6 protein-coding genes, 1 tRNA gene and 1 pseudogene are annotated in these 8,665 nt (G+C 70.1%); 3 read left to right on the top strand and 5 right to left on the bottom strand.

All coding sequences use genetic code 11. The features are described from left to right. Nucleotides 1-192: 192 nt before the first annotated feature. Both ABD908_RS25425 and ABD908_RS25420 read right to left on the bottom strand, forming a co-directional pair. Entirely contained in the window at nt 193-1,695 is a 1,503-nt protein-coding gene (locus ABD908_RS25425) for an FAD-dependent monooxygenase (RefSeq protein ID WP_345001342.1), read from the bottom strand. 29 nt (nt 1,696-1,724) lie between these two features. Continuing rightward, on the bottom strand, nt 1,725-3,401 hold the full coding sequence (locus ABD908_RS25420; protein WP_345001340.1) for an AMP-binding protein: 1,677 nt from the start codon (nt 3,399-3,401) through the stop codon (nt 1,725-1,727). Between the two features lie 222 nt (nt 3,402-3,623). On the opposite strand from ABD908_RS25420, the gene ABD908_RS25415 reads away from it, so the two are divergent. Continuing rightward, the gene (locus tag ABD908_RS25415; protein WP_345001338.1) at nt 3,624-4,805 is read left to right on the top strand and encodes an acyltransferase; all 1,182 of its coding nucleotides are present in this window, start codon (nt 3,624-3,626) and stop codon (nt 4,803-4,805) included. A gap of 11 nt (nt 4,806-4,816) precedes the next feature. On the opposite strand, the gene ABD908_RS25410 is transcribed toward ABD908_RS25415, so the two are convergent. Next, entirely contained in the window at nt 4,817-5,353 is a 537-nt protein-coding gene (locus ABD908_RS25410) for a helix-turn-helix domain-containing protein (protein ID WP_345001336.1), read from the bottom strand. Nucleotides 5,354-5,422: 69 nt separating this feature from the next. Here ABD908_RS25410 and ABD908_RS25405 point away from each other — a divergent pair, with 69 nt between their 5' ends. After that, nucleotides 5,423-6,643: a benzoate/H(+) symporter BenE family transporter gene (locus ABD908_RS25405; protein WP_345001334.1), complete on the top strand. Its 1,221-nt coding sequence runs from the start codon at nt 5,423-5,425 to the stop codon at nt 6,641-6,643. A 51-nt stretch (nt 6,644-6,694) separates the two neighbouring features. On the opposite strand, the gene ABD908_RS25400 is transcribed toward ABD908_RS25405, so the two are convergent. Next, complete coding sequence (locus ABD908_RS25400; protein ID WP_345001332.1) at nt 6,695-8,017, bottom strand: MFS transporter; 1,323 nt, start codon at nt 8,015-8,017, stop codon at nt 6,695-6,697. Nucleotides 8,018-8,160: 143 nt separating this feature from the next. On the opposite strand from ABD908_RS25400, the gene ABD908_RS25395 reads away from it, so the two are divergent. Further along, nucleotides 8,161-8,237 (top strand) — tRNA-Pro (locus ABD908_RS25395). Between the two features lie 167 nt (nt 8,238-8,404). On the opposite strand, the pseudogene ABD908_RS25390 reads toward ABD908_RS25395, so the two are convergent. Beyond that, nucleotides 8,405-8,665, bottom strand: a pseudogene (locus ABD908_RS25390) (hypothetical protein); the annotation flags it as partial.

The raw sequence follows: 8,665 nt of genomic DNA, 5'->3' as shown, positions 1-8,665 counted from the left end.
TGACATCCCGCACGCCGTTCTCCTCGACACCTGGTTCCTGTTCCTCGACAGCTCAGAAACCTAGGCGGAGAACGGCGTGCGCTCGTTCAGGCGCGCCCGGCCACCCACAGATGCGTCAGGAGAGCCTGATATATCGCGCTTTCCGGGGGTGGTACGTCGCGCCGAGGTCGGCGCGACGAGGGAGGGGATGGCTCACGGACGCAGGTCGACCGCGTCACAGCGGTCGGTCGCCACTGCCGCTGCGGCCGCGGCCCGGGCGGACTCCGGGAGACGCACGGTGGTGCGGCGGTCGGTGGTGAGTCCGATGCGGTCCGCGAGGTCGATGCGTGCGCCGACCGCGACCGGGTCGTCGGAGCCGTCGAGGACCGCCTCGGCCCCGACGGGGATCCCGCCGACGGCACGGTCCGCGCAGGCGCCCCATACGTCGGCGTCGGACCACGTGATCCGGTGCTGCGGTGCGTCATTCGGACCCGTAGCAGCGGCGGCGAGGATCCAGTCGTCGAGGGCGTCGGGGTCGGACGGCGGCTCGGCGCCCAGCCGGCGCAGTGCGGCCGCGGCGGTCTGCGGCTCGGTGCGCGCGAAATCGGCGACGGTGAGGTTGCCCGCACGCGTCATGTACGACAGGGCCAGCAGCGCGGCGGGCTGATCCGCCCGCAGTCGGTAGCTCTCCCACCACCGTTGACTCCGCCCGGCGAGCTGTTTGAAGCGCTCGACCGCCGGCCGGCGGGCCGTCTCGTACGCGGCGAAGGCCTCCTCCAGGTCGCCGCACTCCCGGAGTGCGCGTTCGACCGCGATCGCGTCCTCGAGGGCGAGCTTGGTGCCGGAACCGAGCGTGTAGTGGGCGGTGTGGGCGGCGTCGCCGAGGAACACGATGTTCCCGGCCGACCACCGGTCGAGGCCCATGGTCGAGAATCGCGCCCATCGGCTGCGGTTGCCGAGCAACGGCCGGTGCTGCAGATCCTCGGCGAACACGTGCTCGAGGAGCGCGATGCTGCGGACGTCCGTCTCGCCCGGCCGGGTGCCGGCGTCGAATTCGGCGAGACCCGCCGCCTCCCAAGTCGTCTCGTCGGCCTCGAGGAGGAAGGTGCTATGGTCCGCCGAGTACGGGTACGCGTGGGCCACGAACAGTGCCTCGCCCTGGCGCCGAGCCGAGAAGAAGGCGTCGGGTATCGCGACGTCGATGCCGCACCACATGTAGCGGCCGCGCCCGATGCTCTCGTGCACCCCGACGTCGTCGGCGACCGATGCCCGGGTCGCGCTCCGGACACCGTCGGCGGCGATCACGACGTCGGCGTCGAGATCCACTGCGGCGACGCGGGACCCGTGTTCGACGCGCACTCCTGCCGCGCGCGCCGCGCGGTCGAGGACGGCGAGCAGCTCGGCACGCCCGACGGCGAGGTTGCGGGCGCCGTGCAGGGTCACGTCGTGCGGCACGTCGTCGAATACCTGCCGTAGCTTGAGGTCGTGTCCGGACCGGCTGATCGCGCGGATGCCGTCCGCAGTCTCGGGATCGGCGCGCCGCAGATTGACCATGGTCGCCTCGGTCAGGCCCACGCCGAACCCGAAGGTGGCGGTGTCGCGGCCGTTGCGCTCGTACACGGTCACGTCGATCGTCGGATCGTTGCGCTTGATCAGTCGTGCTGCGAAGAGCCCGGCGGGCCCGCCGCCGATCACCGCCACGGTTCGTCGCGTCATCATGTCTCCTAGGTGGGTGGTGGTCGGTATCAGGCGCCGGGCTCGGTCTCGACGATCCGAGAGACGTCCTCGCGCAGCGTCTTCCGAGAGACCTTGCCGACATTCGACAGTGGTAGCGCGGTACGGATCTCGACGCGCTCGGGGAACTTGTACTTGGCCAGGCCCTGGCCCGCGAGGTGGGCGGCCAGCGACTCGACGGTGAGCGGGGGCTTCCCGGGATGCATCACCAGGACGGCGCAGGCCCGCTCGCCGAGTACGCGGTCCGGCATCGCGACGACGGCGGCGTTGTCCACATCCGGGTGTTCGAGGATCAGCTCCTCGACCTCCTCGGCATGGATCTTCTCCACGCCACGGTTGATCACATCCTTGATCCGGCCGTCCACCGAGAAGTAGTCGATCCCGTCGATCCGGTGTACCCGGCCGAGATCGCCGGTCCGGTAGTACCCGTCCGTGGAGAAGGCAGTCGTGTTGTGGTGCGGCGCACGGAAATAGCCGCGGATCGTGTACGGACCCCGCATCCACAGCTCGCCGAGGTCCCCGACTGGTGCATCCTCACCGGAGATCGGGTCCACGACGCGCACCTCGTCGAGCGGCGAGATCGGCCGCCCGACGGTGTCGAGCACGACCTGCTCGGACGCGTCCTCGTCGGTCACCAGGAACATCCCCTCTGCCATGCCGAACATCTGGCGGAGGGGGAGGTGCACCTCGTCGAGAAGCCGCCGCGCGACATCGCCGGCGAGCTTCTGCCCGCCGACGACGTACTGCCGGATCGAGGTCAGGTCTGTCGACCGCGTACGCGGGTGATCGAGCATGCGGATCGCCACGGCGGGTGGGACCAGCGGCAGTGTCGTCGGACGTTCGGTCTCGATCAGGTCGAGCAGGACGTCGATGTCGGCGTTGGGGGCGAGTACCAGGGTGGCGCCCGAGAGCAGCGCGGGCTGCAGTGCGAGGGCTATTCCGGCGTTGTGCAGCAACGGCAACGGGTAGAGCACGACGGTCGACTCGGACCAGCCGAGGGCGCTCGCCCACGCCCGGGAGTTATAGGTGTACTCCTCGTGTAGTCGGGGTGCGACCTTCGGCAGTCCGGTCGTTCCGCCGGACAGCTGGAAGACGGCGACCGATGCGAGATCGACATCGGGGGTCGTCGGCGGCTCGTCGCCGGCCGCGATGATCCCGCGGTAGCCGACGGTGCCGCCACCCTCGTCGCCGCGCACCACCACGGTCACTGCGACGACCCCGCGCTCGAGCAGGTCGACGGCGACCGGCAGCAGGCGTCCGCCGCCGAAGTCGCCCTGCGTGAACAGTCCGCGGGCGCCGACATGGCGGGCGAGCAACTCGATCTCGCGCGGCCCGTGCTGAGCAAGGGTGCAGACGGGCACCAAGCCGGCCCGCAACGCCCCGAGGTAGCAGACGACGGTCTCTGCGACGTTGCCGAGCTGGAACATGACCCGGTCGCCCGGCTCGAGCGCGGTGGCGCGGAGGACGCCGGACGCGAAGGCGTCGACCCGGGCACCGAGCTCGGCGTACGTCCAGCGCGTCTCGGGGGTGACGACGGCGGGGCGATCGCCGAAATCCGCGAAGCGGGAGGTCAGTTCGTCCGGCAGGCTCCGATTCCGCCAGACACCTGCCGCCCGGTACTCCGCGACCGCGGCGGCAGGGTAGGGAACCACGCCCGGTGTGGCGTCGGACACAGCCTTGATTGACATAGTCGTGAAACTACTGACAGAAATGTCGAAAGTCAACGGTGGGTCGTCGACTTGCGGCATGTCGCGTGCCGATGGCGGCTCTGCTCGTTCGACCGGACGTGGCGCGACACGCCGCGCCCCCGGGTGACTTGTCATGGTTTCGGGGCGTACCATTCCGGACGATAAGTCCGGTAGTTCGGGGTGGAGACGCACGCCCTGCGCGTCTGCAGGGTGGTGTCGACGATGGTGACGACAGAGTCTGTCCCGGCGGCCCCTCCCGCTGCCGCCGAGGCCGAGCGGGCGCTTCCAGCGGACCTGACACGCGTCGTCCTGTTCCTCGGGGTGGTGGTGGTCCATTGCGTGACCACGATCGACTACACCCCGGACGTGGTTCGGGGAGCGGGGATGGCATCCGTGCTGCTGCACGTCACGCGCTACGGATTCGTGGCGGTGACCCTGTTCGTGCTGGTGCTCAGCGTGCGTGGGCGCAGCATGACGGCGACGCAGTTCTGGCGCAAGCGTTTCGGGCTTATCGTGGTGCCGTTCCTGGTCTGGACGCTTGTGTATTCGGTCACCGACCACCTCCTCGTCGGGGGCGATCCGTTCCCGTCGCCCGGTCGATTCCTCGGCGATCTGGCGCGCACCGCCGTTACCGGCAGTGCGAAGTACCAGCTGTACTTCCTGCTCGTCTCGATGCAGGTCTACCTGCTGTTCCCCGTTCTGTCGCGACTCGTGGCACGAGCCGGAGACCGTCCGTGGTGGATCCTGTCGGCCGCGGGCGCGATCCAACTGACCGCTTTCGCGTTCTACCAGTACGTCCCGCGCCCGAGTGCGGAGCCGTGGGACACGCTGTTCAACCACATGTGGAAGCTGCTCCCGATGTACGCCCTGTTCGTGGCGATCGGCATGCTCGCCGCCCTGCATCTCGACACCGTCTCGGCCTGGCTCCGTGCACATCTCGTGCCGGTCGTCCTGCTGGCCGTCGCGTCGGGCGCCTTCAGCATCGGAGCGTATGTCCGGGCGACCGATCCGGGGGTCGTGCCGCCGCGCGCGACCACCGCGTGGAACCCGCTGTATCTGCCGTGGTTCGTCGCCGGTGTGACTCTGCTGTGGGTGGCGGCGATGTTCTGGGATGACCTGCGAAGCGCAGGGCGCCACGTCGGACGGCGTGCCGTGTCGTATGCGACGGTCCGCGCGTTCGGTGTGTTCGCGGCCCATCCGCTGGTGCTCGACATCCTGGCCAGGGCAGGCTTCTTCGACCTGCTCCGCAGTTGGTTCCCGGCGTCCGCGACGTTGCGGACCGTAGTGCTGGCGGCCGCGGTCCTGGCGATCTCGCTGCTGTTCGTCGACGTCGTACTGCGCACTCCGATCAGTCGCTGGGTCGTTGCCCGCGACCGGATCCGGTGGGTCCCGCGACGCGGGTAGGACGTCCGGGTTCAGGTCGGCGTCGTGATGACGACGACCGCCTCGGCACCGCCGTCGACGGCGGCGAAACGGTGCGGACCGTCGCTGGTCCAGCTGACGGACTCACCGGCACCCAACGTGGACTCCGCGCCGAGCAGCCCGACGCGGACGCGGCCGGCGACCACGGTGAGGTGCTCCCGCACGGAGTCGCCATGGGCGGGGGAGACGTGGTCGGCTCCGGCTGGGAACTCCAGCCGGAACACCTCGACCGTCATCGCCGGGAGATGTCGCACCGAGAGCAGGACCGTCCGCATCCCGCTGTGGGCGGCACCGTCGATCCCCGGGGCTTCCCCGATCAGAGCCGTGAGCGGGACGTCGAGGGGGCCGCACAGCGCGTACAGCGTCTCGATGGTGGGATTGCGTCCGCCGGCCTCGATCTCGGAGAGCGAACCCTTGCCGACGCTCGCGCGTCGGGCGAGCTCGGAGAGACTGAGGCCGCGTTCGGCGCGTAGCTCGCGCAGTCGGCGGCCCACCTCGGGTGCGCCGTCGGCGCGTGCGTCCTTATTCACTGGTGCCTCCTCGGTCCTTCATGATACGTTCCGTTGTCAGAACGTTCTGTATTCGGAACAGGAGTGGTGATGGCTGAACGCGTGGGCATAGGCGTGCCGATCGGCGCGGGCATCGTGTGCGCGCTCGTGGGTTTCACATCGTCGTTCGCCGTGGTACTTGCGGGGCTTCGCGCCGTGGGGGCCGACGCGGCGCAGGCGACGTCCGGGCTGATCGCCGTCGGCCTCGCGATGGGCGTCGCTGCCCTGCTGCTGTCGTGGCGGTTCCGGATGCCGATCACCTGCGCCTGGTCGACACCGGGTGCGGCGCTGCTGATCTCGACAGGCGCGATCGCGGGCGGCTGGCCTGCTGCCGTCGGGGCGTTCGTGGTCACGGGAGCGCTGTTCGTCCTCACCGGGTTGTGGCCGGCCCTGTCGTCGCTGGTGGCGCGGATTCCCGCGCCGATCGCCCAGGCGATGTTGGCGGGTGTGCTGCTGCCGCTGTGCATGGCACCGGTGACGGGGCTTTCGCACAATCCCGCGGCCATCGCACCCGTCCTGCTGGTCTGGCTGGTGCTGCTGAAGCTCGCGCCGCGGCTCGCGGTGCCCGGGGCGTTCGTGGCTGCGCTCGTGGTCATCGTGGTGTCGCTGATCCACAGTGGGCACGCGCCGGGGGCTTCGGCGTTCGTACCGCATCTCGCGTGGACCGCGCCGCACGTGACGCTGCAGGCGGTGACCGGCATCGTGATCCCGCTGTACGTGGTCACGATGGCATCGCAGAACATCCCGGGCGTGGCGGTGATGGGCACCTACGGGTATCGCGTCCCGTGGCGCGCGTCGTTGACGGTCACCGGTGTCGGGTCGATGGCCGCGGCGGCGTTCGGCGGCCACGCGATCAACCTCGCGGCGATCACCGCCGCGCTCGCCGCGGCACCCGAGGCGGATCCCGATCGGGAGCGGCGTTGGGTCGCGGGATTCACCGCCGGCTGCGTCTACGTGGTCCTCGCGGGGCTGTCTGCGGGGCTGATCGCCGTGGTATTGGACGCACCCGCAGGGGTCGTGCAGGCGGTGGCGGGGGTGGCGCTGCTGGGCGCGTTCTCGTCGTCGGCGGCCGGGGCGATGGCAGAGGAGTCCGCACGCATCCCGGCGGCGGTCGCGTTCGTGATCGCGGCGTCGGGGACCGCGATCGCAGGGATCGGCTCGGCGTTCTGGGCGCTGCTGGTGGGGATCGTGGTGTATCTGGTGTTCCGGTGGCAGCGGCACCGGCCGGTGCGCGAGGAAGACCCCCAGGAGTGTCCAAAAAGCGTCGTGTAGCGACGCTTTCCGGACACGATCACCGGTGACGACGCACCGCTGGCGGGCCGCTCAGCGCTCGGCGCGTTGGACTCGGCCGATCCAGATCGTGGCGACCACGGAGATCACGCCCGTCACGGCGAGATAGGACGCCGCTGTCCACGGCTTTCCGCCGGCACCGTGGATCAGGGCCGTGAGGATGAGTGGCGTGAGGCCCGACGCGTAGATTCCCGAGAACTGGTACACGACGGAGATTCCGGTGTACCGGATCTCGGTGGGGAACAGCTCGGCGAACAGTGTGCCCTGCGCGCCGTAGAACAGGCCGTGGATGAGGCCGAACGCCAGTATCAGCCCGAGCGTGAACCACAGCAGGGACCCGGTGCCGAACAGGGCGAACACCGGGATCACCGCGATCGTGTACAGCGCGATTCCGACGCCGTAGACCCTGACAGCCCCGAACCGGTCGGTGAGCGCGCCGGACACCGGGATGACGAACGCCATGATCGCCGCGGCGATGGAGACGGCGATCAGGACAGGGACCTTGTGCAGGCCCAGCGACGCGGTGGCGTAGGTGATCGCGAATACGCCCCAGGTGTTGAACGCGCTGCCCTCCGCCCATCGCGCGAGGCAGCCGAGCACGGTGTTGCGCCGGCTGACCGGGTCTGCGAGCAGCGTCCGGATCGGCGCGCGACTGCGGTCCAGCGTGCGGGCGGCCGCGAGGAACGCGGGGGTCTCGTCGACGGCGAGCCGGACCAGCACGCCGATCACCACCAGCACGATGCTCACACCGAACGCGATGCGCCAGCCGTATTTCAGGAAGGCGTCACCGTCGAACACCGTCTGCAGCAGGGCGAACGCGGCGGTCCCGAGCCCGAGGCCCAACGCGAGCCCGATCTGTGGGACGGCGCCGTATCTGCCCCGCCGGCCGGCGGGCGCATGCTCGACCGCGAGGAGCACGGCGCCGGCCCACTCGCCGCCCAGCGCGAAGCCCTGCACGATCCGCAGCAGTAGGAGCAGCAGCGGGGCCGCGATGCCGACGCTGGCGGCCGTCGGTAGCGCACCCATCAGGGCGGTGGCGACGCCCATGAGCAGCATGGTCAGCGCGAGGGTCCGGCGGCGTCCGATTCGGTCGCCGATGTGCCCGAACACCAGCCCCCCGATCGGCCGCATGAGGAAGCCGACCGCGAAGGTCGCGAAGCTGAGCATCGTGCCGACGAACGAGCTGGTGCCGGGGAAGAACAGCTTGTTGAACACGAGCGACGCCGCGGTCGAGTAGAGGAAGAAGTCGTACCACTCGATCGTCGTCCCGAGTAGGGACGCTGCGACCACCCGACGCAGTGCGGCGGGATCGGGGGAGTCGACGGTGTCGGCGCGTCCGGCGAGGGTAGAGGTCACCGAGCGGACGATATCCGTGCTGCCCGGTGGGGTCACGACTTCTACTCACGATGATCTGAGTGCGCAGGCCGGGGCCGGATAGGGCCGCTCGACGGGCGGAGGCGCCTGACCGTAGTATCTACGCTGGTCGCCGCCGCGGCCACCGGGATGTGGCGCAGCTTGGTAGCGCATTCGCTTTGGGAGCGAAGGGTCGCAGGTTCGAATCCTGTCATCCCGACCAGATAAACCGCAGGTCAGAAGACGTTTCGGGGAGTCTTCCTCCCTTGCGCGGATCGCGAACCTGCCACAACTTGCCACAGTCGCTCGGCAAACCCCCGGGAGGTGTGGCAACGTCGCTGCCGGCGCCGCCCGCGGAGCGAGACTTGCCGCGCAGGGTGACGGTCTGCGTCAGCTGGACTGCCCGGTACCGCCGGTAACCTTGCCCTCGCCGAAGAACTCCGAGCCGCCGTGGCCGCCGCCGCCAGCACTGCCGCCGGCACCGCCGGCGTTATAGCGATTGGGACCCGCCAGTCCACTTCCCGTGCCGCCACCACCGCCCGCCGCGCCATCGGCGCCGGCATTTCCGTTCCCGGTCGTGGCGAGGAGGCTGGCGGCGGAGGTGCCGCCGCCGCCCCCGCCACCGCCCGTGCCCGCGCCGCCTGCGCCTCC

The organism is Tsukamurella soli, from assembly GCF_039541155.1.
GTDB classification, from domain to species: domain Bacteria; phylum Actinomycetota; class Actinomycetes; order Mycobacteriales; family Mycobacteriaceae; genus Tsukamurella; species Tsukamurella soli.
The sequence above is the reverse complement of the archived record's forward strand: the minus strand, read 5'-3'. Positions and strand labels throughout refer to the sequence as shown.